General features: G+C 53.0%; 23 protein-coding genes. 17 read left to right on the plus strand and 6 right to left on the minus strand.

Going from position 1 to position 24,113, the window contains the following annotated elements; all coding sequences use genetic code 11:
• Positions 1 to 90: 90 nt before the first annotated feature.
• The gene (locus AC0LWM_RS28975; protein ID WP_474678512.1) at positions 91 to 756 is read right to left on the minus strand and encodes a DUF2306 domain-containing protein; all 666 of its coding nucleotides are present in this window, start codon (positions 754 to 756) and stop codon (positions 91 to 93) included.
• Positions 757 to 807: 51 nt separating this feature from the next.
• Positions 808 to 1,842: a DJ-1/PfpI family protein gene (locus AC0LWM_RS28980; protein ID WP_474678513.1), complete on the minus strand. Its 1,035-nt coding sequence runs from the start codon at positions 1,840 to 1,842 to the stop codon at positions 808 to 810.
• Between the two features lie 165 nt (positions 1,843 to 2,007).
• On the opposite strand from AC0LWM_RS28980, the gene AC0LWM_RS28985 reads away from it, so the two are divergent.
• The 3 genes from AC0LWM_RS28985 (at position 2,008) to AC0LWM_RS28995 (ending at position 4,818) form a co-directional block, all read left to right on the plus strand.
• Positions 2,008 to 2,694 (plus strand): response regulator transcription factor, encoded by a 687-nt coding sequence (locus AC0LWM_RS28985; protein ID WP_474678514.1) that lies wholly within the window; start codon positions 2,008 to 2,010, stop codon positions 2,692 to 2,694.
• Between the two features lies 1 nt (position 2,695).
• Complete coding sequence (locus tag AC0LWM_RS28990; RefSeq protein WP_474678515.1) at positions 2,696 to 4,024, plus strand: sensor histidine kinase; 1,329 nt, start codon at positions 2,696 to 2,698, stop codon at positions 4,022 to 4,024.
• A 125-nt stretch (positions 4,025 to 4,149) separates the two neighbouring features.
• On the plus strand, positions 4,150 to 4,818 hold the full coding sequence (locus tag AC0LWM_RS28995) for an ArsR/SmtB family transcription factor (protein WP_474678516.1): 669 nt from the start codon (positions 4,150 to 4,152) through the stop codon (positions 4,816 to 4,818).
• Between the two features lie 66 nt (positions 4,819 to 4,884).
• Here the strand turns inward: AC0LWM_RS28995 and nagA are convergent, their stop codons facing one another.
• Genes nagA through AC0LWM_RS29015 form a run of 4 tightly spaced genes read right to left on the minus strand, consistent with a single transcriptional unit; the run spans position 4,885 to position 7,812 of the window.
• Positions 4,885 to 6,045, minus strand: a complete 1,161-nt coding sequence (nagA, locus tag AC0LWM_RS29000; protein ID WP_474678517.1) for an N-acetylglucosamine-6-phosphate deacetylase — start codon at positions 6,043 to 6,045, stop codon at positions 4,885 to 4,887.
• Entirely contained in the window at positions 6,042 to 6,770 is a 729-nt protein-coding gene (gene nagB / locus AC0LWM_RS29005) for a glucosamine-6-phosphate deaminase (RefSeq protein WP_474678518.1), read from the minus strand. The genes nagA and nagB overlap by 4 nt, the downstream gene beginning before the upstream one ends.
• Complete coding sequence (locus AC0LWM_RS29010) at positions 6,767 to 7,435, minus strand: MurR/RpiR family transcriptional regulator (RefSeq protein WP_474678519.1); 669 nt, start codon at positions 7,433 to 7,435, stop codon at positions 6,767 to 6,769. The genes nagB and AC0LWM_RS29010 overlap by 4 nt, the downstream gene beginning before the upstream one ends.
• Positions 7,432 to 7,812 (minus strand): MurR/RpiR family transcriptional regulator, encoded by a 381-nt coding sequence (locus tag AC0LWM_RS29015; protein WP_474678520.1) that lies wholly within the window; start codon positions 7,810 to 7,812, stop codon positions 7,432 to 7,434. Before AC0LWM_RS29015 ends, AC0LWM_RS29010 begins: the two co-directional genes overlap by 4 nt.
• 133 nt (positions 7,813 to 7,945) lie before the next feature.
• Here AC0LWM_RS29015 and AC0LWM_RS29020 point away from each other — a divergent pair, with 133 nt between their 5' ends.
• From AC0LWM_RS29020 to AC0LWM_RS29085, 14 genes are all read left to right on the plus strand, one after another.
• Complete coding sequence (locus AC0LWM_RS29020; RefSeq protein ID WP_474678521.1) at positions 7,946 to 8,824, plus strand: sugar phosphate isomerase/epimerase family protein; 879 nt, start codon at positions 7,946 to 7,948, stop codon at positions 8,822 to 8,824.
• 276 nt (positions 8,825 to 9,100) lie between these two features.
• The gene (locus AC0LWM_RS29025) at positions 9,101 to 9,895 is read left to right on the plus strand and encodes a DeoR/GlpR family DNA-binding transcription regulator (protein ID WP_474678522.1); all 795 of its coding nucleotides are present in this window, start codon (positions 9,101 to 9,103) and stop codon (positions 9,893 to 9,895) included.
• Positions 9,896 to 9,922: 27 nt separating this feature from the next.
• The gene (locus AC0LWM_RS29030) at positions 9,923 to 10,894 is read left to right on the plus strand and encodes an ROK family protein (protein ID WP_474678523.1); all 972 of its coding nucleotides are present in this window, start codon (positions 9,923 to 9,925) and stop codon (positions 10,892 to 10,894) included.
• A 184-nt stretch (positions 10,895 to 11,078) separates the two neighbouring features.
• On the plus strand, positions 11,079 to 11,945 hold the full coding sequence (gene fba, locus AC0LWM_RS29035; protein WP_474678524.1) for a class II fructose-1,6-bisphosphate aldolase: 867 nt from the start codon (positions 11,079 to 11,081) through the stop codon (positions 11,943 to 11,945).
• On the plus strand, positions 11,942 to 12,886 hold the full coding sequence (gene pfkB, locus AC0LWM_RS29040) for a 1-phosphofructokinase (protein WP_474678525.1): 945 nt from the start codon (positions 11,942 to 11,944) through the stop codon (positions 12,884 to 12,886). Before fba ends, pfkB begins: the two co-directional genes overlap by 4 nt.
• A 307-nt stretch (positions 12,887 to 13,193) precedes the next feature.
• Positions 13,194 to 13,892 (plus strand): response regulator transcription factor, encoded by a 699-nt coding sequence (locus AC0LWM_RS29045; protein WP_474678526.1) that lies wholly within the window; start codon positions 13,194 to 13,196, stop codon positions 13,890 to 13,892.
• A complete protein-coding gene (locus AC0LWM_RS29050) occupies positions 13,892 to 15,277 on the plus strand; it encodes a sensor histidine kinase (protein ID WP_474678527.1) in 1,386 nt (461 codons plus the stop codon). The genes AC0LWM_RS29045 and AC0LWM_RS29050 overlap by 1 nt, the downstream gene beginning before the upstream one ends.
• A 14-nt stretch (positions 15,278 to 15,291) precedes the next feature.
• Positions 15,292 to 16,137 (plus strand): hypothetical protein, encoded by an 846-nt coding sequence (locus AC0LWM_RS29055; protein WP_474678528.1) that lies wholly within the window; start codon positions 15,292 to 15,294, stop codon positions 16,135 to 16,137.
• A gap of 232 nt (positions 16,138 to 16,369) precedes the next feature.
• Entirely contained in the window at positions 16,370 to 16,597 is a 228-nt protein-coding gene (locus AC0LWM_RS29060) for a hypothetical protein (protein ID WP_474678529.1), read from the plus strand.
• A gap of 12 nt (positions 16,598 to 16,609) precedes the next feature.
• The gene (locus AC0LWM_RS29065) at positions 16,610 to 18,016 is read left to right on the plus strand and encodes an ABC transporter substrate-binding protein (RefSeq protein WP_474678530.1); all 1,407 of its coding nucleotides are present in this window, start codon (positions 16,610 to 16,612) and stop codon (positions 18,014 to 18,016) included.
• Between the two features lie 77 nt (positions 18,017 to 18,093).
• A complete protein-coding gene (locus tag AC0LWM_RS29070) occupies positions 18,094 to 19,212 on the plus strand; it encodes an ABC transporter ATP-binding protein (protein ID WP_474678531.1) in 1,119 nt (372 codons plus the stop codon).
• Between the two features lie 14 nt (positions 19,213 to 19,226).
• Complete coding sequence (locus AC0LWM_RS29075) at positions 19,227 to 22,217, plus strand: extracellular solute-binding protein (RefSeq protein ID WP_474678532.1); 2,991 nt, start codon at positions 19,227 to 19,229, stop codon at positions 22,215 to 22,217.
• On the plus strand, positions 22,207 to 23,202 hold the full coding sequence (locus tag AC0LWM_RS29080) for a carbohydrate ABC transporter permease (protein ID WP_474678533.1): 996 nt from the start codon (positions 22,207 to 22,209) through the stop codon (positions 23,200 to 23,202). The genes AC0LWM_RS29075 and AC0LWM_RS29080 overlap by 11 nt, the downstream gene beginning before the upstream one ends.
• Positions 23,199 to 24,110 carry a carbohydrate ABC transporter permease gene (locus tag AC0LWM_RS29085; RefSeq protein ID WP_474678534.1) on the plus strand — a complete coding sequence of 304 codons (912 nt, stop codon included), beginning with the start codon at positions 23,199 to 23,201 and terminating at the stop codon, positions 24,108 to 24,110. The genes AC0LWM_RS29080 and AC0LWM_RS29085 overlap by 4 nt, the downstream gene beginning before the upstream one ends.
• The last annotated feature ends 3 nt before the right edge of the window (positions 24,111 to 24,113 follow it).

A 24,113-nucleotide genomic window follows, 5' to 3' on the forward strand; every position in this document is an offset into this window, starting at 1 on the left:
AAAGTACCGCAATGCACAAGGAAGAAGAACATCGGAAAGCCGGATGAGGGAAAACCTCACGTCCGGTTTGATGAGGAGGGGCTGAATTACTCAGCCCTTTACTCTACTAATTGGATTTTTAACATGCCTCTCTGATTGACCGATCATTATGATGATGACGTTAGGAATGACCAGCAGCAGCACGATGGAGCCGTATACGCCAATTGTATAGCCGGTAGAGTAAATAAGGCCGAACCCCTGATGAAAAAGGGTGGTTATGAGGTGGATCAACATGTTCGTAAAACAAAAGGCGTAACTTCGGATCATCCAGTTCCGGTGCCGGAGGATGCGTTTTTTCTTGATTTGTACGAGCGCCATTATGGTGATAAGCAGCCATACCATATTAAGCGCGTTGAACCCCATACTGCTTACTTTCCCCCCGGTGGCGTAAGGCGCCATATATCCGGAAGTCAGCACGACAAGAAGCACGGACACGAAATAAACGTAGCCGTTTATGCGATGAAACTTGCGGCTTTTTTCAAAGATTCGATTAGAAAAGTTGAGCAGCCCCGATGCCATGGCGATGCAGGCAAATGCAACATGAATGTGCATCACGTTTAACCAGACCGGAAGATTCGGCTCGCGCTTCAGTCCGGTTTTATGGCTTAAAAATGCCTCGGCTCCGGGATCGAAAATATAATTGTCCGCCAAGGCGTACAGGATAAATAAAATACTGACGCAGGCTAAAAGTCCGTATAATGTTTTCCGCTTCTTCATGCGATTCAAAACCCCCAAGTCCTCACTTTATTATCAATATACATTTCCGGGTTAGGAAACCCGCAATCCCGTTAATTTGGATGCCGGCAGTATACCGGCCCTCGCAATTCCGGTCATGTGATCTCCGTCCACGGCAGCTTCGAATTTTAGATTTAAGCGCATCGGTTTCGTGATACGCAGCGACCAGATAAGCTTATTGTCTTGCAGTACGGGACTTATAAACTCGACCGTTTCATCCCCTTGAGTTGCCCTGCCTTGGATCATCCCATTGCTTGTTGATATGGAGAGCTTGACCTTCAGTTTCCCGACAGGCGTAGCGATCGTCGTATCCCAATCCCCGTCGAAGTCAGTTTCTTTGGGTAAATTTGTATCCAAGTTGCTGTAAGCCATCTCCGATTTGTCCGCAGCTTTGTTCGTTTCTTCACCCGTCACAGCCTTATGAGAACTAGGGACAATCCCTTTTTCTCGCCAAACCGTTCCTCTCCGTTCAAATTCGAACAACTGCTCTACCGCATGTGCGATGCGCGGTCCAAGCTCGCGTTCCAAAAGATACAGCGCAACGTCGAGTCCCGAAGTTACGCCGCCGCCGGTAACCAGGTTGCCGTCGTCCACTACGCGTGCCGTAACGGGAATGGCCCCGGTCGCTCCGAGCACATGCATGCCAAGATGATGGGTTACCGCGTGTCTGCCTTCCAACAATCCTCCCATGGCTAGCAGCAGGGAGCCGCCGCAAACCGTGGCGACCACAATGTCTTTGTGCCTGAGTGCCTGCCCAACCATACCGGTCAATTCCGTATTCATAGCCCGCGCCAGAATAGCCGGGATCGAATCGGGGCCATCCCCTTCGACGTCACCCGACGCGCCAGGCACGAGAATGATGTCGGCACGTTCCGGGTTCAGTCTGCCGCTCGCTTCAATTTTTAATCCGTTGATGCCGCTGGCCACCGACCTTGGTCCTTGGGCGGTGACGAATTCTACGCTTAACGCGTTTTCAGCATACGTTGCAGCGGCGCAAAAAACCTCATAAGGCGCTATGGCATCCAGAAGGTCGAAGCCATCAAAAAGCACGATTTGAACTGTTACCATCTTTAAACCTCCTCGTCTGTGTTCGCAACAAAAATTTTAACAAACGAACATCTCAAACGAAGATGTAAAAAGGTAACAAAACAATAAACAATTTATCACAAATCAGGCGGTTACGTTGGTTTCTTGCGGGAAAATGATAAACTAGAATTCAAAGGTGGGATATTCATGAGCGAGGGAAGTACGATACTGGTCGTAGATGATGACCAAAGTATCGTTGAGCTGTTGAGGGACTTTTTAGAGTTCGAAAATTTTCACGTGATAACCGCTTGCGATACCGTTCAAGCGTGGACCTTGTTCCAGCAGAGTTCCATTCATTGTATTGTCCTGGACATCATGATGCCGGGACAAAACGGATTCGAGCTATGCCGCCGGATTCGGGCGGAGAGTAACGTTCCTATCCTTTTCTTGAGCGCACGCAGCGATGATGTGGACAAGATTCGAGGGCTGACGCTCGGCGGCGATGATTATATCGTCAAAACCGCTTCGCCCGGCGAAATCGTTGCGAGGATAAAAGCCGTATTGCGTCGTTCCGCTTCTCAGCTGCAAATGGATGGAAGGGTCTTGGATTTTGGCCGCATCAAGCTAAATCTATCAACTAGAGAAGTGACAGTGGATGGGAAAAATGTTGTACTCACGCCGAGGGAATATGAATTGTTGCGATTATTCGCCGAACACCCCAGGCATGTTTTTTCCTATGAACAGATACTTGCAAAATTTTGGGATGGGGTAGGCGATAAGCATACGATTCGGGTGCATCTCGGCCGGCTTCGCGAAAAAATCGAATCCGATCCGAACCATCCGCAATACCTGGTCAACGTATGGGGAGTAGGGTATCGCTTCGAGGGAGGATGACATGAGAACACTACGCATCCGTACGTTTACGATGCTTTGCTTCTTCTTCATTATGCTAGTGCCGTGGATCTTCTATATAACTGCTCACTACATGGAGACCAATACGCTCAGCTTCGCAAAAAGCGGGCCGCAAGATGAGATTCTGCAAAAACATTTGAACGACATCATTCACCTGATCGAAACGGGCTCGGACAAATGGAAGGATCCGAATTGGCAAAACCAATTGCACAACCAATTGCGGCAAGCGAAGATAGAGGCGACTATTCTATCTGCGTCAGGTCAAGAAATTTTTCAGTCTAATCCGGAGCGCCATGGCTCTTCGTCGTCAACCGAACGGTTCTCCGTCATAGAGGGCGGTCATTTGCTCGGAAAGGTCGTCATTTACCTGCCGAAATCAAATACGGTTCAGATCATCGCGTTATTTGCCGGACTATTGTTAGCTTTCTTTATTATCGGTGTTGAAATGCGAAGGTTCCTTCTTAAGCCTCTAGAAAAGATGAGCTTTGCAGCTCGACAAATCGCCGCGGGAGATTGGGAGGCGGAGTTACCACGGTCCAGAATCACCGAAATCTCCGAAGTTCGCGCTGGTTTCGAAGCGATGGTGAAGGGGCTTCAAACATCTTTTCAAAAACAAGCGGAATCGGAAGAAGAACGTCGATTCGTGATCGCAGCTGTCGCGCATGATTTACGGACCCCGTTATTCGCCTTACGAGGGTATTTGGATGGTCTGGAGCAAGGCATTGCCCAATCTCCCGATCAAATAACAAAATATTTGACGGTTTGTAAGGAAAAATCGGCGCAATTGGACCGGTTGGTAGAGGATCTTTTCACATTTACGAAGATGGAGTATTTGGAGATGAATCCTCACAACCAGACGATTGACTTGAAACTCGTCCTTCAGAAGTCGATTGACAGTCTAAGTCCGCTAGCTCGGCAAAAGCACATCTCGATCTCGAACCCTACTGCAGACGACTGCTTCGTTAGCGGCGACATGCACTTATTGGAACGTGCGATGAACAATTTTTTGGATAATGCCGTCAGACATACACCGGCCAATGGTGAAATTATTGTTCAATGTTATAAAGACGGTAACAAAGTCAAGTTTGCGATACGCGATACGGGACCGGGCTTCTCTTCAGAAGATCTGCAACGAGTTTTTGAACCTCTATATCGTGGCGAAGTATCCAGAAACCGTTCAACCGGAGGCAGCGGATTAGGATTAACCATTTCGCAAAGTATTATAAGACGACACGGAGGTGAACTTGCCGCAGGCAATCATTCGGAGGGCGGAGCGTTACTAACAGGTTGGATACCTGCTGCTTCAGATTAAAGAATTGATCAGACGGTAACCGGTACGAGTTGGATAAAATGAAGTGGGGGTCTGTCTTGACGAAAAAACGAAATCATGATTATAATTCAAATAATTCATTGAATAATTTAGAAGAGGTGTAAGACATGAATCAAGCACTTCCTGTTCGAGATTTCAAAGATGACTTGTACCGGCAATTCGCCCGAATCGGGAAATGCTTGTCCAGCGATAAACGGCTGGAACTCATGCATTTGTTATCACAAGGACCAAAGTCGGTGGAAAAATTGGCCAATGCAACGGAGATGAGTGTGGCTAACGTATCACGGCATCTTCAGATTCTGCTCGATGCCAACCTGGTGAAGTTTAGCAAGAAGGGGACGTATGTCATTTATTCGCTGGCGAGTCCTGATATCGCAGGATTCTTGACATCCTTATGGAAAATAAGCGAAATGCACCTGGGGGACATCGGTCGAATTAAAACGGATTTTATGAGCCAATGTGAAAATCTGCAGACCCTTTCTCTGGATGAAGTAGTAGAAAAAATGGATAAAGGAAGCATTATTCTTCTGGACGTGCGTCCGGCTGATGAATATGAGGCCGATCACATTCCGGGAGCTATTTCCGTCCCGATGGAGGAACTCGATCATTATCTTCAGAGTCTTCCAAAAAACATTCAAATTGCAGCTTATTGCCGCGGGCCTTATTGCGTGTTTGCTGCTCAGGCGGTGGAAATTATGCGGCATCAGGGATTTACAGCATTCCATCTGGAGGAAGGGGTCAATGAATGGCGGGAACATCGAGATCAGATGCATTAAAGTCTAAGAAAAACAGGGCAACCCGGCCGCAGACTTCCGGGATAGCCCTGTTTTTGTATATTCCGATTAAGCTTTGCCTTTGACCCATACGCGCTGCAGCTCCAGCGCTTCGCTGACGAGCAGCACATCGGCTTGTTTGCCTTCGGCGATGCTGCCGGTCACGTTGTCGATGCCGAACTGTTTGGCCGCCGTATAGCTCGCGATCCGGCTGGCATGCTGCACCGACAAGCCAACCTTCTGTACGACGTAGCGGAACGCTTCGATCATCGTCAGCGTACTGCCGGCCAAGCTGTTGCCCTCTGTCAGGCGGGCGACGCCGTCCTTGACGGTTACGGCGAGGCCGCCCAGCGCATATTGGCCGTCACCAAGGCCGGCCGCGGACATCGCGTCGGTGATCAGGATCATGTTGTCGTTTGTCTTGAGCTTGGCGAGAATGCCGATGCACGTCGGATGAACATGATGCCCGTCGGCGATGAGCTCGGCGCAGATGCGGTCTTCGCTCATGACGGCGCCGACAGCGCCCGGCTCGCGGTGGTGGAGCGGCGTCATCGCGTTAAACGTATGCACCGCATGGTTCAAGCCGTGCTCGACGGCGGTTTGCACTTCCGCGTACGTAGAGTTCGTGTGCGCGAGCGCGGCGACGATGCCTTGGCTGCGCACCCATTTGATCGTTTCGAGTGCGCCGTCACGTTCCGGAGCAAGCGATAGCTGGCGAATAATGCCCGGATAATCGGCGACCCAGCCTTGAATCCAATCCAGGCGCGGGTCGAGCATTTTTGAGGGATCTTGAGCACCACAATACTTCGGATTCAGAAACGGACCTTCAAGGTGAACGCCGAACAGCTGCGCGTATGGCATTTCGCCCATCATATAGTCGTATACTTCGCCGAGTACGTGCTCGATGTCTTCTTTCGTCGCCGTCATCGTCGTAGCGAGCATGGACGTCGTCCCGTTATCGCGGTGGAAACGGGTAATCGTGTCCAGCACTTCTTTGCTTGAGTCCATGAAGTCGCAGCCATAGCCGCCGTGAACGTGAATGTCGATAAAACCGGGCAGCACCCAGCCGCCTGCCGCATCAACCGTTTCCTCGCAAGCTTGCGCCAGCGCGCCCGGCACGTCAGCGGCTTTACCGACGTATGCGATTTTGCCGCCGTCCAATACGACGGCGCCTTGCTCGATCACTTGCTCCAAGGTGACGACTTTTGCATTCGTAATCAGTGTTTTCATGCGAAATACCTCGCTGCTTCTGCATCCAGCAGTACGACGAGCTGCGGATGCGTTTGGAGTAGGGAAGCCGGCAAATCCGTCGTAATCGGACCGGTTAATGCACGGTGAACGATTTCCGCCTTATCGGCGCCGCGAACGACAAGCATGATCGTCTTCGCTTTCAGAATCGTGCCGACGCCCATCGTTAAGGCGTGTGTAGGCACATCGTCGATCGAAGGGAAGAAGCGGGCGTTTGCGTTGCGCGTCGATTCCTTCAAGGTGACGACATGCGTGCCGCTGCTCAGCGTGTCGTCCGGCTCGTTGAAGCCGATGTGTCCGTTATGGCCAAGACCGAGCAATTGCAGGTCGATTTGTTTCGCCTGCTCCAGCATCAGGTCGTAATTGGCGCATTCGGCGTTCAGGTCGGCTGCGTTGCCGTTCGGAATAAACGTTTGTTCTTTAGGCAAATCGATATGATCGAATAAATGATGATTCATATAACTGCGATAGCTTTCGGGATGATCCTCCGGCAGCCCGCAATATTCGTCCAGGTTGAACGACTTGCAGTTTTTGAAGCTGACGCTGCCTTTTTGGTACGCCTTCACAAGCTCCTGGTAAATGCCGATCGGCGTACTGCCGGTGGCGAGGCCAAGGACGGCGTAAGGATTCGTTTGCACAAGGCTGGTGAAGATGCCCGCGCCGGCCTCGTTAAGCTCTTGATTCGTCTGAAACGTAAGGATGTTCATCGTATAAGCTCCTTTTCTTTTCTATACTTTCGCACCATATGGTACGATTGTTCCAGCTTGGGCACCAATTCCTTAAACTGATCGCTGACAAGGCCGGTGAACAAAATGTCGATCACATGCAGCTGCGCGATGCGGGAAGCCATGTCGCCTCGGCGCATCCCTTCCTCAAGCGAGGAGGTGAACAAGGAAATGTCGGATAGCGCGGACAACGTGTTCGCCCCGAATTTGGTCAGCGAAATCGTCGTTGCGCCTTGTGCCTTGGCACAGTTCAACGCGTCGATCGTTTCCGGCGTTTCCCCGGAGTAGGAGATTGCGAGCACGAGGTCTTTCTTCGTCAGCGTCGATGCGGACGTAATTTGCAAGTGCGGGTCGGAAAATGCCGTCGCCCGCTTGCCGATCCGGATCAGCTTCTGGTAAAAATCCTGCGCCACGATGCCGGACGTCGCCACGCCGTACAAATCGATTTGCCGCGCTTCGCGAAGCGCGCGCACGGCGCGTTCGAGCTGCTCCATATCGAGCAGCCGGGTCGTGTCGGAAATCGAACGGAGGTGGTTCGACTGAATCGCCGAAACGATGCTGGCGAGCGGATTGCCGGCAATGATATCTTGGTACGATTGCTCGGAATCCGGCTGGGCTTGCTGGGCAAGTTCGGCGGTCAGCTTCATTTTGAAATCGGNGACTGAATCGCCGAAACGATGCTGGCGAGCGGATTGCCGGCAATGATATCTTGGTACGATTGCTCGGAATCCGGCTGGGCTTGCTGGGCAAGTTCGGCGGTCAGCTTCATTTTGAAATCGGGAAATCCTTTGAAATGAAACGACTTGCAAAATCGGGTGATCGTGGCGGCGCTCGTTTCGGACTGAGCGGCCAAATCGGTAATGCCCATATTCACGACGGCGTCGGGCTGCTGCAAAATGTATTCCGCCAGCTTGCGTTCTTTTTGGTGCAAGCTGGCCAGCTTCTCTTCGATAGCAAGTAAAATCGTTGACAAGCTGCCCCCACCTTTTGTGAAAAAAATTTTAATAATTGTCCTTAAATCCATGAAAAAAATTTTACTATTTTACTACCATCATACTGGATGATCATGCTATAATCAATACGAAAGATCATTACACCGAAATTATTGTTTAAAAAGAAAATTTATTTCAAAAAATGAGGAAAGAAGGTTGTTACGAATGGCTCTGACGAACAAAATCGGCGTAATTGTCGACAGCTTCGGCGTAGGCGTAAGACAAGGCTTGTTGAAGGCGAAGGAAGTAGGCGCGGACGGCGTGCAAATTTACGCGGTCAGCGGAGAAATGGATCCGGACAACTTGTCCACGGAAGCGCGCAAGGAGTTAAAAGAATATATCGCATCGCTGGGTCTGGAAATTTCCGCATTGTGCGGCGACTTGGGCGGTCACGGCTTCCAAGACAAAAACGCAAATCCGGCCAAAATCGAGAAGTCGAAACGGATTCTTGACCTCGCGGTTGAGCTTGGCACGAACATCGTAACGACGCACATCGGCATGGTGCCGCAAGACGAGAACAGCGAAGTATACAAGACGATGCTGGAAGCATGCGAGGAGCTGTCCGACTATGCGAGCAGCCTGAACGCGTATTTCGCGATCGAGACCGGTCCGGAAACGGCGGCGCATTTGAAAGCGTTTCTCGACAAGCTGAGCTCGAACGGCCTTTCGGTCAACTTCGATCCGGCGAACATGGTTATGGTCACGGGCGACGACCCGGTTGAAGGCGTCAAGCTGCTCAAAGATTATATCGTACATACGCACGTGAAAGACGGCGTACGTTACCGCGAAGTCGATCCTCGCGAAATTTACGGAGCGCTCGGCTACGAGCCGATGGACCATGGCAAAATCGCGCAAATGGTCGCTTCCGGCGAAATTTTCGCGGAGCTGCCTCTGGGCGAAGGCAAGGTTGATTTCGACAACTACTTCAAGGCGCTGCAGGAAATCGGCTACAAAGGATATTTAACGATCGAGCGCGAAGTCGGCACGCAGCCGGAAGTGGATATTCGCAAAGCCGTGCAATTTATTCAAGGCTACAAAGCTTAAGATCAGCTTGAAAGGCGTCCCTACGATTTGCCGAAACGGCAGGTAGGGATGCTTTTTTGGTTTTTGACGGCAGATTATGAATGAAACGATCATTATTTATCGAAAATATGATTGAAAAGATCAAAAAGATCATGTAAAATTTCATTAACGCCGAAACCCTGCGTTACATCATGAGGAAATTGATCGTAGGCAATCGGGACGATGGCACGTTATACATCTATTTTTTACCTTTTTGAGAAAAACATATAAATTCCCGTCATGGGGAGTGAGCAGGCAATGACCGAACGTTCCTTATCCAAAGGAGAACGTCGGCGCGAGCAGATGCTGAGCATGCTGAAATTGCAGGGGCGGTTGTCCATTCAAGAAATGATGGACCGGTTTCAAATTTCGGAGGCGACGGCTCGCCGCGACCTAGACGTTCTCGAACGGTCCGGGCAGCTGATCCGGACGCTCGGCGGCGCGCAAGCCGAAGGCTTCATGATGAATCACGAAGCTTCATTTAATGAAAAAACGCAATCGCTTCGGCTCGAGAAGGAAGCGATCGCGGCCAAAGCCGCGACGTTGATCGAAGAAGGCGACATTATCGGCCTGACGGGCGGCACGACGACGTATTTGATCGCGCGGGCGATCAAAGCGCGCCGCAACATTACGGTCGTCACGAATGCGGTCAACATCGCGATGGAGCTGGCCGATAACGATCAGCTGCAGGTGGTGCTGACCGGCGGCGTTATGCGCAGCAAGAGCTTTGAGCTATGCGGCCCGCTGACCGAGAAGATCGTCGCCGATCTTAATATCGGCAAAATGTTCCTCGGCATCGACGGCTTAACCGCCCGGCACGGCATTACGGCGTATTCCGAGCTGGAGGCGCAAATCGCCAAAATGCTCATTGCAAGGTCGAATCAAACGATCGCGGTGTTCGACCATTCCAAGGTCGGGCGGGCGACGTTATTTAATGTAGCGCCGTTGTCCGCGCTGCACGCCTGCATTACCGACGCGCGGCTCGGCCAAGAGCTGGAACAGCAGCTTCATAAGCTGCGCATCGCGCTGCATGTTGCGGAAATTCCGCGTTAAATCGATGGGGTATGGGGGAATCGGAGGATGAAATATTATATCGGGACGGATATCGGCGGCACGAATATCGTATGCGGCTTGATCGATAGCGAAGGCAGGCTCGTCCGCAAGCTGAAAACGACGACGGACGTCGCGCAAGGCAGCGACCATGTGTTTGACAAAATCGCCGGTCTTGTTCGCCAGCTGATGCAAGAGCAAGGACTCGACATGTCCGCACTCGCCGGAATGGGTATCGGCACGCCGGGGTTCGTCGACCCGCTGCAGGGCATGACGATCTTCGCGAGCAACTTGAAATGGAACAACGTCCGCGTAGCCGACGAAATGAACCGCCGCCTGGGCGTGCCGGTTTTCGTCGACAATGACGTGCGGATGTACGTATACGGCGAAGCGATGGCAGGCGCGGGCAAAGGATACGACAACGTGTTCGGCTTAACGCTTGGCACAGGCATGGCGTCCGCGCTGGTCAACCATGGCAAGCTGTATTACGGCGGCGGTTTTATGGCCGGCGAGCTGGGACATATCCCGTTCGATCAAATTCCTTACAAGTGCGGCTGCGGTTTAACCGGATGTCTCGAGACGATTGCTTCCGCAACGGGGATTGCCCGTCAAGCTCGCGATCTGATCGCGCAAGGCCGGACAAGCGTGATGAGCGAGTGGTTCCCGGGCGAGCAGCTCGAGCAGCTGAAAGCGTCGGACGTGTCGAAGGCGTTCGATCTGGGCGATCAAGTCGCCATCGACGTCATGGAGAATACGGGCAAGCTGCTGGGCCGCGGCTTAGCGTATGCCGTAACGATGCTCAGCCCGGACATTATCGTCATCGGCGGCGGCGCGGCATTGGCCGGCGACCGGTTGTTCGCTCCGATGCGCCGCGAGCTGCAGAAGTCCGTGATCAAGATCTACTGGGATCGCCTGACGATCGCGCCGGCCGAGCACAATGACGATGCCGGCATCATCGGCAGCGCCGTATTCGCTCGCGAGCGGCTCGCGGAGTTAGCGTAAAATTACCTTTGAGGATATTCATAGGGAATTCGGAAAAAACTAGCGGCAAGGCAACGAGTATTCCAAGCAACGATTGGCGGAGAAGCCGGAGAGCCGCTCCGCTAAAAGTTGCTGTTCACCTATAAAGCAACGCCAGGCAAGGAAGCAAGCGCACTAATCTACCATCCCGAGGAGGAAATTCATCATGCCATTAGTATCATCGACTCCGCTCCTGCAAACGGCAAGAGCAAACGGTTATTGTATCGGCGCGTTTAACGTGCACACGCTGGAAATGCTGCAAGCTTGCGTAGAAGCGGCCGCAGAAACCGATTCTCCGCTCATTCTGCAATCTACGGTCGGTACCGTGAAGCACCTTGGCGCAGATTACATCGCCGCTGCGGCTAAAGTAGCCGCGGACCGCGTCAACATTCCGATCGCGCTGCACCTGGACCATTGCACGGATTTCGGAACGATCATGCAGTGTATCCGCGCGGGCTATACGTCGGTCATGATCGACGCATCGCATTCGCCGTTCGACGAAAACGTACGCCAAACGAAACGCGTCGTTGAAGCGGCTTCCGCCGTCGGCGTGAACGTCGAAGCGGAGCTTGGCAAAGTCGGCGGCGTCGAAGACGATATCGTCGTAGCGGACAACGAAGCGCTCATGGCTGACCCGGACGAGTGCGCGAAGTTTATCGAGCTGACGGGCGTTCCAACGCTGGCTCCGGCAATCGGCACGGCACATGGCATCTACAAGGGCGAGCCGAAAATCGACTTCGACCGGATCAAACGGATTGCCGACAAGGTGTGCGTTCCGCTCGTACTGCACGGCGGTTCCGGCATTCCGGAAGAGCAAGTGAAACGCTGCGTGTCCCTGGGCATGGCGAAAATGAACGTCGCAACCGAGCTGCGCATCGTGTTCTCCGACGCGATCAAAGAAGTATTCGCGGCTAATCCGGACGAAAACGATCCGCGCAAATACATGGTACCGGCGAAACAAGCGCTCAAAGCGGCGGCAATCGAAAAAATGCGTCTTTGCGGCGCAATCGGCAGAGCGAAAGATTTCCGATGAGCGCGCGAGGCCGAATTACGACCGTCACGTTAAACGCGGCGATCGACAAAACCTATTATGTGCCTAGCTTTGAGACGGGAAAAATCAGCCGGATTCCGCAAATGTTCGCTTTTCCCGGCGGCAAAGGCATTAACGTGGCGCGTGTATTAAGCCAGCTCGGCAACGATGTCGTTGCCAGCGGCTTTGTTGCGGGCAGCAACGGCGACTTTATCGAGCGCGCGCTGGACGAGCAGGGCATCGCGCATGATTTTGTCCGTGCCGCAGGCGAGTCGCGCTTGTGCCTGAACATCATCGACCAATCGACCGGCAGCTCGACCGAGCTGCTGGAGCCGGGGCCGACGATTGACGCGGCGCAAACCGAAGCGATGCGGCTGAAGATTCGCGAGCTCGCGAAGCAGTCGCGGATCGTTATTTTCTCCGGCAGCGTGCCGAAAGGCATCGAACCGGGCATCTATGCCGAGCTTGTGGACATCGCCAAGGCGGAAGGCGCGACCGTGTTCCTCGATTCGAGCAATGAAGCGCTGCTTCGCGGCATCGAAGCGAAGCCTTTCATGATCAAGCCGAACGAGGACGAAATGGCTGCGCTGCTGCGTTCCAGCGGCACATCGCCGGAGGATGTCGAAGACGGCATCCGCAAGCTGCTCGAGCGCGGGCTAGGCCTTGTTGCCGTATCGATGGGCGCCGAAGGTGCCGTCGTCGGCTTCGAAGGCGCGCTCTATCGCGTGACGATACCGCGCATCGAGGCGGTCAATACCGTCGGCTGCGGCGATTCGTTCGTCGCGGGCATGGCTTCCGGCTTCGCCGCCGGGGAGCCGATCGAGCGCTGCCTTGCGCTCGCTGCCGCCGCCGGCTCGGCCAACGCGCTGATGATGGAGGCCGGCAACGTACGTCCTGACGACGTGCGGCGGCTGCTCGAGCAAGTGAGCGTAACCAAACTATAAAATGAATCCTCAAATACTTCGTCTGCGATCGGACGGAGTATTTTTTATATCATTTATCAGCAACCTTTCATAAATAAAACAAGGATGGACAAAAAGCAGCACTATTTCTTATACTGGCTATGATGACCCGTTGTAAAAATTTGCTTCTTGACCTAGATTGGGAAGGAGTGCGCTTCTTCCGGCGAAACGGTATTCGTCAAATAAAAGCAGTTGTTATTGGCAATGGGGCCATCAGCGATGGTCCTTTTCATATCATGTAAAATTTTGTTGCGGGCAACATCAATTCAATGACATTGGGGGAAATCGTATGGAAATCCTGATCGTAGAAGACGAAACGCCGATTCGGGACGTGCTGCAATCCTATTTTGTTAATGAAGGTTGGAGGGTAAGCGTTTCCACCGATGGAAGAGACGCCGTAGAGAAGGTGCGTACGACACGTCTGGACATGATTGTGTTGGACTTGATGCTGCCGGGAATGTCGGGCGAGGAAGTATGCCGGAACATCAGGCAATTTTCGAACGTGCCGCTCATCATGCTGACCTCTAAAGCCAATGAAACCGATACGATCAACGGATTGAATCTGGGCGCGGACGATTATATCACGAAGCCGTTTCGGATGAAAGAAGTCATCGCCCGGATTTATGCGCTCCAGCGCAGAATGCAGGCGCTTTCGTCAGGCAGCAAAACCGTGCAGCGCTTCAATCGCGGCCGGTTTACGATTTATTCCGAATCGAAGGAAGTGATCGTCAACGGAAAGCCGGCGAACCTGACGCTGACCGAATACAAAATCATTAATATTCTAACCCGAAATCCCGGCAAATTGTTCAGCCGGCACGATTTATCTTACGAGGTTCAGGGATACCGCTTTATCGGCGATGACCGGACGATGGATGCGCATATCAAGAACATTCGGCGAAAGATCGAAGACGATCCGAAAAACCCGACTTACATCGTGACTAAGGTGGGGGCCGGCTATAAGTTCAACTATATGCCGGATGACGAATGATGCGGATCTCCCGATTTTTCAAGAAATCGTTAGCGTTATACTTTATTTTAATCGGGCTGCTTAGCATCGTATTGGTCACCGCAATGTACGCCTTGTTTATGAGCTTGTGGGATCAGCTGCTCGTTACATACAAAACCGAATATTTGGACGACCAGAGCCTGAAAATGGCCCACGCTCTGCATGACCGCATTTCGGGGGAAAAGCTGACCGACAGCGAGGCGGCATGGTTCGACAGCTTATCGAGGCAATATGCCGGCACGATTCGTTATACGGATTCCACCGGCGAGAACGTGCGGTTCGACAATGTGAACGATGCTGGACTGGCAAGTCCGTACACCGTTGAGCTGCCTTTAATTCTAGACGGTCGGCTTGTCGGCAACTTATCGGTGCATTTTGATCTGGACAGGGACAATTATTTTCCGTATTTCACGAATATGAACCAAACGGCGAAGCAGTATGCGCAAATCATTTACGTTGGCTTGCTGGTTGCCACGCTGCTGCTAAGCTATGGACTTGCCTATAGACTGTCTAAGCCTCTTCGGGACGGGAAGAACCATACGGCTGCCGTCTTGAGCGGCAATTTTGAGGCGGCCGTGCCGCCGGCAGCGACTTCCGAGCAAGCGGAGCTCCATCAAACGATTAATTATTTGCTGAACGAATTCCAGCAGCAAGAAAAATGGCGCAAGCAGCTGATGCAGGATTTGACGCACGAGCTTCGGACGCCTCTGACCTCCGTCCTATCTAGGCTCGAAGCGATGATCGACGGCATATACCCGCTCAACGTTACGAACATGAACAAAATCTATACCGAGATCGACCGGTTGTCGCGACTCGTCAAAGACGTGGAAAAACTGTCGGAGGCCGAAGGCGCGAGGTTTACTCTGAATGTGCAGAAGGTTGATCTGGTGCAATTGCTGAAGAGCGTTCACGAGAGCTTCTTGTTCTTAGCTCAAGATAAACGAATCTCGTTCGAGCTGCAGCCGGTATATTTTCCATGCTACATTCAGGCGGACCCGGACCGGATGATCCAGGTGCTGTCGAACGTCATTTCCAATGCGATCAAATATACGCCGCAGGGCGGAGCGATTGAAATGGGGCTGACGACGGACGATGACACAACGGTCATCTATTGCACCGATAACGGCATCGGCATTTCCGAGGAGGATTTGCCCTACGTTTTCAACCGGTTTTACCGGGCGGATAAGTCCCGCTCCAGAGAGAGCGGCGGCCTCGGCGTCGGCCTGAGCATCGCGCGCGTTCTCGTGGATGCGCATGGCGGTTCGATGGATGTGCGAAGCGAGCTTGCCAATGGCTCGACCTTCACGATCCGATTGCCGGCAATGCCGCGAACGGAACGTCAAGCGGGCGAAATGACCGCAATTTAAGTAGGGGGCGCAAAATGTTTCGTGAAGCATATCGCCGGTTGAACGGCGCATGGAAGCTTGTTGTTTTTCCCGTTGTTCTGGATGCGCTCGCGCTTGCGGCCGGCTGGAGCCTGGCCGGATTCGCGGGAGAGCCTAGGCTTTCGCTGAAATGGCTGCTCGATATCGGCTTGCCGTCCTTCAGTCATATTTCGAACAACCCGCTGCTCGCCAATTCGCTGGATTATTTGCGTTTATTCGGCCGGGACGGCTCGGCTGCGGGGATCGCCATTGTTGCTGTGTTCCTGCTGCTCAGAAGCTTTGCACAAGGCGGGTACATTGCAGGTCTGCAATCCATTGCAACCGGCGGCAAACCGGATATGGCCCATTTCATGCGGAACGGCACAGCCATGTTCATTCCTTTCATCGTGTACAACGTCATCGTATATATCGCCATGATTGGCGTTACGCTTGGCTTAAGCGCCTTGTTCGGCCCGGCGGGACAGTTCTTTTCGCTGCTTGTTTTTGCCGTGCTGCGCATCGTTTGGATTTATTTGGAGTTCACGATGGTCGTTGACCGGCTATCCTGGGATCAAGTGCTGGGCCGCAGCCGTTCGTATTGGAACGGGAACGGCTCCTGGTCGAAGACGGCTATTGCCGTGGGCGTTCTTTATGTCGTTTCGGGCGGAACGAGTCTGATGCTGCACCATCTATGGAGTCCTGCAGCCGTAATCGCTGCGTTACTCGTCTATGCTTATGTCATCACAGGCATCCAGCTGGCTCTTATGGGACTGTTATGCAGGATGCGGGAGCCGGAAGTAACAACCGAACCGGGATCCAGGTTCCCGGTGACGGGTTCCAGGCGAGCCGAAGAGTTGCGATAGCGGATAACCGCCGAAGCGAATCACAATAGAATCGAATCACAATATGATCGAATCCTAAAACACCTAATCTGCGGGAGCCTCGCTGAATGGGTGTTTGTTTGTCTTCACACCAAATTCACAGGAATCTCACGTCGTATTCACACGATCTTTGTTATGCTTGATGAAGTAAGCGCTTACCTATTGTGTTTTCCGTTTTCATGCAATGAACATTGACGAAAAGGGGGAATTGCACATGTTCCAAATTGGGGGAAACCGCATTTGGCAGGTTGCCGCCGTCGTCGCGGAAGGCCCAGATGAAAGGTTGACGGTGGAAGCTGTCAATAGGTTTGACCCGGCATCAACGCCAAGCGTTACCGTAAATCCCGATTCGGCCGTCATGCCGGAACTGAGGAGCACCGGCGATGTCGGGACGGGCGGAAGCCACGGCAACGTGGCCAAAATTGAATTTTATACGAAATAAGGGGGATGTCCAATGAATCGTTTTACGAGAAGCAAGATGGTACTTATCGCACTTATCCTGGTTCTGACCTTCATCGCGAGTGCATGTTCCGGCGGAGATGCGAAAAACGAAACGTCCGGAGAGAAACAAACCGGCAAAACGACGACCGACAAAGAGACCGGTACGGACGACAAGAAGCCGGAGGAGCAAAAACCAGCGCCTCCTTCCGAGCCGGTAACGGTCACCGTAGCCTATCCTTGGGGCGAAGAGCAGTTTAATTCCCGGTTCAAATTAATAAACGACAAATTGAAAGAGAAGAACATCACGGCGAAGTTCATCCAAGTCAACGGATCGACCAACGAAGGCTTGCAGGAATTGTTCGCGACCGGCGCCGAGCCGGACATCATCATCGGCAACCACGGTTTTAAGCCGTTTTTCGATCTGGATCTGCCCGAGCCGCTTGATGATCTGATGAAAACGAACAATTTCGACGAAGCGAAGCTGGATCCTTCCCTTGTCGCCTATCTTCGCGCGCAAGACGCGGAAGGCCGCTTGATGGGATTCCCCGACGGGCAAGGCGGGCAACTGCTTTTCTACAATAAGGAAATCTTCGACATGTTCGGCGTTCCTTATCCGGATCCCGAAAAAAGCATGACGTGGGAAGATCTATTGACGTTAGCCGCAAAAATGACGGCTGAGCGCGACGGCAAAAAATATGTCGGGCTGGAGTTCGGCTATGGCTCGAAGGATGCCGACGCTACGGTTCCGCTGAACGAAATGGGCTTGAATAAAACCGACCCGGACACCGGCGAAGTTCTCATTACGAAAGATCCGGGGTTCGCCAAATATTTTGAATGGATGAAGAAGTTTTACAGCATTCCGGGCATCGTCGGCGAGCACACGAACGGCAAGCTGTTGTTCCCCCAAAAACAAGCGGCGATGACGGTGTGGTGGAACGGCTTGCTCGGGGACAACTGGGGCGACAAAGAGTTCAAGAAAAACATGGACATCGCGCCGGTTCCGGTATGGGCGGATGCGCCTACGGCCGGACCGATCGTCGGGACTTCGCCGATGATCATCACGAAGTTCAGCAAGCATAAGAACGAAGCGTTCCAAGTGATTGCCGAATACATGTCCGACGAGAACCAAACTAACATTTTGAAGGATATGGCGTCGGGTCCTGCCGTATCGAATCCCGACATTCGCAAAATGTACGGGACGAACGTCGAAGCCTATGCCGACAAAAACAGAGGCGCTTTCTTTAAAGTTTGGCCGGTAACGCCGAAAAACCGATTCAGCTCCTGGGATCAATACGTCGATATCGGCGGCAGCTTGGCGAAGTTCGCCGAATCGGACATGGACGTCGCCACGCATCTGCGGAAGCTGAAGGAAGAATCCGAAGCGAAAATCAAGGAAGCGCAAGCTGCAGCATCCAACTAAGATTTAGAAGCACGAATAACCGACCGGCGGGGAGGAGCGCGCTCCTCCCTTGTGCGGCGCGAAAGGAAGATTATTCGTTGGCCCAAATATTGTTCAACCATGTATATAAACGATACGGCAAATACAAGGATTTGGCCGTTAACGATTTTAATCTGCAGGTCGAGGACGGGGAGTTTCTCGTCTTTGTAGGGCCGTCCGGGTGCGGCAAATCGACGACCTTGCGGATGTTGGCCGGGCTTGAGGACATTTCCGAGGGCGAAATTTATATCGGCGACACGGTCGTCAACGATTTTTCGCCGAAGGACCGGGATATTTCGATGGTATTCCAGAATTACGCCTTGTATCCGAATTTGAGCGTTTACGAAAATATCGCGTTTGGGCTGCGGCTGCGCAAACAGCCGAAACATGAAATCGACTTGGCCGTGAAACGGGCCGCGCGCGTGCTCGAAATTGAAAATTTCCTGGACCGCAAGCCTCGGGAGCTGTCCGGCGGCCAGCGGCAGCGCGTCGCCTTAGGCAGGGCCATCGTCCGTACGCCGCAAGCCTTCTTGTATGACGAACCGCTCTCCAACCTGGATGCACGTTTGCGCGTTCAGATGCGGACCGAAATCATCAGCCTGCACCGCAAGATGGGAGTCACGTCCATCTACGTGACGCATGATCAGATCGAAGCGATGACGATGGGGGATCGGGTCGTCGTCATGAACCGGGGCGTCATCCAGCAGGTGGATACGCCGGAGAGGGTGTACAATCGGCCGAACAACATTTTTGTCGCCAATTTTATCGGCAACCCGCCGATGAATTTTATTTCCGGAAAGCTGCTGCCGGGCAAAGAAGGTCTCGAGTTTCATACGAACCGATTTTCGCTGAAGCTGACAGGCAAACAAACGAGTCAGTTGAAGGATCAGCAATTGATCGATAAAACCGTAATTTTGGGCATTCGTCCGGAGCATATGAGCTTTGAGGAGATCGAACTCGATAATCCGATGAACTCCCAAATCCCCGGCGTGCTTGAATTCGACGAATTCGTCGGCTCCGACCGGTATTATCATCTCAATATCGGAATGGAAAGCTTATTCGTGGCTCGTGCACACCCTCGTTACCATTTCAATGACGGCATGAAAGTTACAGTGGCGCTCGATATGGAGAAAGCGCTGTTCTACCATAAAGAAACGGAAAAACTGTTGACGGATTGACTGGAGGTAAAGTGATGGCAAGCCGAAAAGCAAAAACGATATGCGGACTCATCGCCATCGTCATCCTGTCGGTGACGATGATCGGCACTCCTTACCCTCCGAAAGGGAATTCAACGGCTTATGCGAGCGAACAACCGTCTCCTGCCGCAAACGAAACGGGAGGCGGCGGATTGCGGTCTCGCTTGTCGCCGGGCGGATCGGAGCCTTTCTATGAGGAGCTGCGCGGTCAATGGGACAAGGATGGAATCCCGCCGGCCCAAGCTGCGGTCGAAATCAAGGCCGACCGGTGGCTGAGCAAATCGGACCTGGCGGAAGCCGGCTCCTACAAAGGGCAGGACGGCGCGCTAATGTTGGGCCGATCCGGCGGATGGGTCGAATACGAGGTTGACGTCCCGCAAGAAGGATTGTATGAGCTTCATGCGACGTACGATCCCATCGTTGCCGAAAAGAGCGGAGGCTTGCAGCGCATTGTATTGGCCGTTGAAATCAACGGATCTTATCCGTTCGTTGAAGCACGTTCGATGACGCTGGAACGAACCTTCCGCGACCGCCAGCCGATCAAATTCGATGACGAAGGCAATCAGATGCGGTCATTGATCGAAGAAACGAGTACATGGGGCACAGGGCCGCTGCGGGACACGAACGGAGCGTATGCCGAGCCTCTGCTGTGGCATTTGAAGCAAGGGAAAAATACGATTCGCCTGGAATCGATGCTCCAGCCGGTGGCGCTGGCAGCGATTACGCTAAAGCCGAAGGAGCGGATTCCTACTTATCAAGAATTCCATGCCGGCATGCCTGCCTCGGCCGTTCGAAATAACGAATCGGTCGTTGAAATCGAAGCCGAGCAATTCAGCTCGAAGAACGCTTCATCCATTCAGGTTCAATACAACCGGGATCCGATGACGACGCCGGAATCGCTGAATGCCATCCGCTTCAATACGGCAGGAGGTTGGAGCTGGTATAAGGGCGGCCAGGCCGTTACTTGGGAAATCGACATACCGGAAGACGGCTTGTACAAGCTCGGCATGCGGGCCAATCAGAATTTCCGGTCCAATCTGACGGTATTCCGAACGATATCCATCGACGGCAAAGTACCTTTTCAAGAAATGCTGAATTACCCGTTTCCATACAGCTCGGGATGGCAAGGCGTCACCTTGCAGGATGCGGAGGGCAATCCATACGAGTTCTATCTCGCCAAAGGACGCCATTCGCTTCGCATGGAAGCGAATTATGAACGTTATATGCCGCTGCTCGTGCAAATCGAGGGGATGCTGGACGAGTTCAAAGCCATTTCATCGGACTTGCGGACGGCGACCGGCAACCGCGAGGATCGTTACCGCGTTTGGGACGTCGAAAACGACATCCCCGGCATTACGGATCGACTCCGAACGCTCGCGTCGCAGCTGAATCAGCTGTCGGACCGGATGATCGGCATCAACGGCAAAGCCGATTCCATCTCGCAGTCGTTTCTGTCCAGCGCCAAAGATATCGAGGATTTGCTGGACGATCCGAACGAAATACCGGCCAGTCAGCTGACGATCGGCACGCTTCAGGAGAAATTGATCAATCAGCGCAAAGATTTGATGGATAGCCCGCTGGAGCTGGACCGAATCGCGGTTGTACCCGCGGGCGGCGAATTTCCGAGAATGACGGCGAAGTGGTGGGAGAAATTGAAAGGGATGCTGTCGTCGCTGCTGTATTCCTTCGACGCCCGCAATTCGATCAGCAAACAGAAGAACGACGAAATCAACGTCTGGATGTTCTGGGGCAGAGACTATGTCAATGAGCTGCAGCAGCTCGCCGATGAGCAATTCACGCCGAAATACGGCGTTAAAGTACGAATCAATCTCGTTCAATCATCGGAATTGCTCATTCTAGGCAATGCGGCGGGCATCATCCCCGACGTCGCGCTTGGCGTACCGAGTGGCATGCCTTTCGAGCTGGCGGTCCGACACGCGGCATACGACTTGACGAAGCTGCCCGGTGCTGACGATCTGCTGAAGCGGTACAGCCCGGGGACGCTTACGCCCTATTATTACGAAGGCGGTTATTACGCCGTGCCGGAAACGATGAACTTCAAAGTATTGTTTTACCGCAAAGATATTTTGAAGCAGCTGGGCTTGTCGGTTCCGAATACGTGGGACGACGTGTACGACATGCTGCCGACGTTGCTTCAGAACGAATACAACTTCTACGTGGAACCGGGCGATTATTCGTATTTGTTTATGCAGAACGGGGCGGAGCTGTATACGTCCGACGGATTATCGACCGCGATTAACGAGCCGGAAGCGTTCGATGCCTTCAAACGTTGGACCGATTTGTTCAACAAACACGGTTTGGAGCAGCAGGTGCAAAGCTTTTATAACCAATTCCGAAAAGGGACGATTCCGATCGGCATTTCCGACTTCAACCAATACATGCAGCTGCTCGTCGCCGCGCCGGAAATTATGGAGGATTGGGCCATCGCCCCGGTACCCGGAACGGTTCAGAAGGACGGCAGCATCGCTAGGTGGATCGGGGGATCGCAATCGGTGAGCTCCATGATGTTCAAAGGATCGTCGGATCAAAAACGCGATCTGGCATGGCAGTTTCTGCAGTGGTACTTGTCGGACGAAACGCAAACGGAGTTCGGCCTCAATTTGGAGCAGTACAGCGGCGAGACGTTCCGCTGGAATTCCTCGAGCGCGAAAGCGTTCGCGAACATGCCATGGAAACAGGAAGATTTGCACGTATTTATGGAGCAGTGGAAATGGATGAGGGAGTTTCCGAACGTCCCCGGGGGATACATGTCCGGCCGTGAGCTTGGATTTGCCTGGAACCGCGCGGTTATCGACGGCGAAACGCCGCGAATTTCGCTTGAGAAAGCCGAACGGGAAATTAATCGGGAGCTGATCCGGAAGCAGCGCGAATTTCATATCAAGAGCGAGGACGGCAGCGTGCTGAAGACGCTCGATCTGCCGCAAATGGCGGAGCCGTGGAAAGGGGCGGATCCCTATGTCAAGTAATGTTCAGGCGGAAATGCGGCGACAGCCGGAACGTATCGGCGTTTCGCCGGCCGCGAAGCGCGGTACAGCCGTCAAGCTCCGGCAGCTATGGGCCGATATGTGGAAGCAGCGGCTGTCGTATTTGTTCATCGCGCCGTTTTTCGCCGCGTTCATCATTTTTATCGTTGTGCCGATCGTGGCGGGAGTCGCGCTTAGCTTTACTTATTTTAACGCGATTGAATTTCCGAGCTGGGTCGGTTGGCTGAACTTTCAAAATTTATTTTCCCAGGACATCGTTTTCCTGCAGTACGTATTGCCGAATTCGTTCAAGTTCGCTTTGTTCGTCGGACCGATTGGCTATGCGTGCGCTTTCCTGCTTGCCTGGTTCATCGCCCAGCTGCCGGGGGTGCTGCGGACGTGGTACGCCTTGGCTATGTACGCCCCGTCGCTTACGGGCGGCGTGGCGATCGCCGTCGTCTGGCAGGTTGCTTTTACCGGCGACCGAACCGGCTACATCAACAGCTTCCTGTTGAAATTCGGCGTTATTGAAAAACCGATCCAGTTTCTGGCGGACAAAGATTATTTGCTCAACATCATGATTCTCGTTTCCATCTGGGGCAGCATGGGCATCGGCTTTCTCGCTTTGCTCGCCGGCATTCTCAATGTCGACAAGCAGCTATATGAAGCAGGCAAAATCGATGGCATCTCGAGCCGATTACAGGAAATCTGGTATCTTACGATCCCGTCGATGAAGCCGCAAATGCTGTTCGCCGCCGTTATTTCCATCGTGAATACGCTCAAATCGGGCGGAGTCGGAACGGCCATGGCCGGAAATCCAACCCCGGATTACGCCGGGCAGCTCATGATCAGCCATATCGACGACTACGGATTCATCCGATTCGAGCTTGGGTATGCGAGCGCCATCTCCATTGTGCTGCTTATCATCATGCTGCTGCTGAACAAGCTGCTCCGAACGTTGTTCGCCCCGAAGGAGGATGAGCTATGAGCTCGAACAAAACTACGTTCGGCCGAAGAATCGTTTATCGTCTCGAGGATAGCTTTGCCTCTGTGCGGCAGATCGACAGGACGCAGGTCATTCTGCTGATCGGGCTTACGCTGCTGGCGATATTCATGCTGCTGCCACTCGTCTACATGTTCAATCACGCGTTTAAGCCGCTGCATGAGCTGCTTCTGTTCCCGCCGACGTTTATCGTCCGGGAGCCGACGATTCAAAATTTCACCGATTTGCTGTCGCTGACGCAAAGCACGTTTATCCCGGTGACGCGCTACATCTTCAACAGCGTCATCGTGACGGCGCTTGCGACGGCCGGTATGGTGTTTACGGGCTCGCTCTGCGCGTACCCGCTGTCAAAGCATAAATTTCCCGGCGACAAAATTTTTTTCGGCGCGATTATGGTGTCGCTGTTGTTCGCAACCGAAGTGATCGCGATTCCGCGTTACGTCGTCGTGCAAAGCCTCGGGATCATGAATACGTATCTCGGCCATGTGCTGCCGATGATCGCATTGCCGGTCGGCGTCTTTCTGATGAAGCAGTTCATGGATCAGGTGCCGAGCGAACTTATGGAAGCGGCGAAAATCGACGGCGCCTCGGAAATTCGCATCTTTCTGCGCGTTGTGCTGCCGCTCGTTACGCCGGCGATGGCGACGATTACGATCATTGCGTTCCAGACGGCTTGGGGCAATGCCGAGACGTCGACGCTGTTTATGCAGGACGACGCGATGAAGACACTGCCGTTCTATATGGGCACCCTGACATCCAATCTGGCGAATTCCGTTGCAAGACAAGGAGCGGCAGCCGCGGGCGCGCTTGTCATGTTTATTCCATCATTGATCATCTTTCTGGTGAACCAGCGCAAATTCATCGCCACGATGGCGCATTCCGGCATCAAGTAATCA

The organism is Paenibacillus sp. sgz302148 (genome assembly GCF_056120465.1).

Excerpts from the sequence above, each read along its gene's own strand:
- AC0LWM_RS28975 (WP_474678512.1), bottom strand. The coding sequence starts at position 756 with ATGAAGAAGCGGAAAACATTATACGGACTTTTAGCCTGCGTCAGTATT.
- AC0LWM_RS28980 (WP_474678513.1), bottom strand. The coding sequence starts at position 1,842 with ATGGTAACAGTTCAAATCGTGCTTTTTGATGGCTTCGACCTTCTGGAT.
- AC0LWM_RS28985 (WP_474678514.1), top strand. The coding sequence starts at position 2,008 with ATGAGCGAGGGAAGTACGATACTGGTCGTAGATGATGACCAAAGTATC.
- AC0LWM_RS28990 (WP_474678515.1), top strand. The coding sequence starts at position 2,696 with ATGAGAACACTACGCATCCGTACGTTTACGATGCTTTGCTTCTTCTTC.
- AC0LWM_RS28995 (WP_474678516.1), top strand. The coding sequence starts at position 4,150 with ATGAATCAAGCACTTCCTGTTCGAGATTTCAAAGATGACTTGTACCGG.
- nagA (WP_474678517.1), bottom strand. The coding sequence starts at position 6,045 with ATGAAAACACTGATTACGAATGCAAAAGTCGTCACCTTGGAGCAAGTG.
- nagB (WP_474678518.1), bottom strand. The coding sequence starts at position 6,770 with ATGAACATCCTTACGTTTCAGACGAATCAAGAGCTTAACGAGGCCGGC.
- AC0LWM_RS29010 (WP_474678519.1), bottom strand. The coding sequence starts at position 7,435 with ATGAAGCTGACCGCCGAACTTGCCCAGCAAGCCCAGCCGGATTCCGAG.
- AC0LWM_RS29020 (WP_474678521.1), top strand. The coding sequence starts at position 7,946 with ATGGCTCTGACGAACAAAATCGGCGTAATTGTCGACAGCTTCGGCGTA.
- AC0LWM_RS29025 (WP_474678522.1), top strand. The coding sequence starts at position 9,101 with ATGACCGAACGTTCCTTATCCAAAGGAGAACGTCGGCGCGAGCAGATG.
- AC0LWM_RS29030 (WP_474678523.1), top strand. The coding sequence starts at position 9,923 with ATGAAATATTATATCGGGACGGATATCGGCGGCACGAATATCGTATGC.
- fba (WP_474678524.1), top strand. The coding sequence starts at position 11,079 with ATGCCATTAGTATCATCGACTCCGCTCCTGCAAACGGCAAGAGCAAAC.
- pfkB (WP_474678525.1), top strand. The coding sequence starts at position 11,942 with ATGAGCGCGCGAGGCCGAATTACGACCGTCACGTTAAACGCGGCGATC.
- AC0LWM_RS29045 (WP_474678526.1), top strand. The coding sequence starts at position 13,194 with ATGGAAATCCTGATCGTAGAAGACGAAACGCCGATTCGGGACGTGCTG.
- AC0LWM_RS29050 (WP_474678527.1), top strand. The coding sequence starts at position 13,892 with ATGCGGATCTCCCGATTTTTCAAGAAATCGTTAGCGTTATACTTTATT.
- AC0LWM_RS29055 (WP_474678528.1), top strand. The coding sequence starts at position 15,292 with ATGTTTCGTGAAGCATATCGCCGGTTGAACGGCGCATGGAAGCTTGTT.
- AC0LWM_RS29060 (WP_474678529.1), top strand. The coding sequence starts at position 16,370 with ATGTTCCAAATTGGGGGAAACCGCATTTGGCAGGTTGCCGCCGTCGTC.
- AC0LWM_RS29065 (WP_474678530.1), top strand. The coding sequence starts at position 16,610 with ATGAATCGTTTTACGAGAAGCAAGATGGTACTTATCGCACTTATCCTG.
- AC0LWM_RS29075 (WP_474678532.1), top strand. The coding sequence starts at position 19,227 with ATGGCAAGCCGAAAAGCAAAAACGATATGCGGACTCATCGCCATCGTC.
- AC0LWM_RS29080 (WP_474678533.1), top strand. The coding sequence starts at position 22,207 with ATGTCAAGTAATGTTCAGGCGGAAATGCGGCGACAGCCGGAACGTATC.
- AC0LWM_RS29085 (WP_474678534.1), top strand. The coding sequence starts at position 23,199 with ATGAGCTCGAACAAAACTACGTTCGGCCGAAGAATCGTTTATCGTCTC.